Origin of the sequence: Microbacterium sp. CH-015 (assembly GCF_049707015.1) — a bacterium.
GTDB classification, from domain to species: Bacteria; Actinomycetota; Actinomycetes; order Actinomycetales; family Microbacteriaceae; genus Microbacterium; species Microbacterium aurum.
In genome coordinates this window covers 1-1,247 of sequence record NZ_JBNAFJ010000034.1, presented here as the reverse complement: position 1 = coordinate 1,247, position 1,247 = coordinate 1, and the positions used below count along the sequence as shown (strand labels likewise).

The following is a 1,247-nucleotide window of genomic DNA, read 5'->3' as shown; positions in this document are numbered from 1 at the left end:
TGGACTGACCCCGTTTTGTAGGTCCAGTCGTTGTGTGAGTCGTCCTGTCGCCCGAGGGTTCGGGCAGGGAGACTGGTCAGATCATGACGAACAGCAGGAAGCGTCACACCCCGGAGCAGGTCGTCCGCAAGCTCGGGCAGGCCGACAGGATGCTCGCCGACGGCGCGGACGTCGCCGCGGTGTGTCGGGAGCTCGGCGTGTCCGAGCAGACGTACTACCGGTGGCGGAACCAGTACGGCGGCCTGAAGGCCGACGACGCGAAGCGTCTCAAGGAGCTCGAGAAGCAGAACGCCACTCTGAAGCGGCTGCTGGCCGAAGCGGAGCTGGAGAAGGCCGCGCTGAAGGAGTTGGCTGAGGGAAACTTCTAGGCCCGGGCAGGCGCCGCGCCGCCGTCGCTCACCTGATCAGGACACTGCAGGTGAGCGAGCGGATGGCGTGCCGTCTGGCCGGGCTGAGCAGGTCCGCGTACCGTCGCCCGCTCAAGGGCGACACGACCGCCGACCCGGACAGGGCGTTGCGGGACTGGCTGCGCGCGTACGCGAAGAAGCATCCGCGGTGGGGATACCGCAGGGCCTACCACGACGCTCGCGGCGAGGGGTGGGTCGTGAACCACAAGAAGATCCAGCGGCTCTGGCGCGAGGAAGGCCTCCGTGTCCCCCAGCGGCGGCGGCGCAAACGCGTCGGATCCTCGACCGCCGACGCCCCGGCAGCGGTCGCACCGAATCTCGTGTGGGCGGTGGACTTCCAGTTCGATGCCGACGAGCAGGGCCGCCCGATCAAGATCTGCTCCATCGTCGACGAGCACACCCGTGAGTGCATCGGAGGGCTTGTCGAGCGGTCGATCACCGCGGACCGACTCACTGCCCACCTCGAGGACCTCGTCGCCGTCCGCGGCGCGCCCGCGGTGCTCAGATCAGACAACGGCCCGGAGTTCATCAGCGACGCGATGGCCGACTGGGCCGGCACCCGCACCGGCCTGTTCTACATTCCGCCCGGCTCGCCCTGGCACAACGGGTACGTCGAGTCGTTCAACAGCAGGCTCCGCGACGAGTGCCTGAACATCAACAGCTTCTACTCGCTGCTGCACGCCCAGGTCGTGATCGGCGACTGGAAGACCGAGTACAACCATGACCGCCGGCACTCATCGCTCGGATACCTCGCACCGGTCGACTACGCTCGGCAATGCACCCATCAACTGGAAACCGACGACTCGCACAGCGACCGGACCGAATGAAGGGGGCGGCCCA

Annotated in this window: 1 protein-coding gene; it reads left to right on the top strand. The window is 67.4% G+C overall.

What is annotated here, in order from left to right; translation table 11 throughout:
* Window positions 1–83 precede the first annotated feature (83 nt).
* Window positions 84–1,234, top strand: a protein-coding gene (locus ACPYN4_RS15495; protein ID WP_424446877.1) for an IS3 family transposase whose coding sequence is annotated in 2 segments (ribosomal slippage) — window positions 84–354 and window positions 354–1,234 — 1,152 coding nt in all. Because the reading frame shifts where the segments join, the coding sequence is not laid out codon by codon here.
* The last annotated feature ends 13 nt before the right edge of the window (window positions 1,235–1,247 follow it).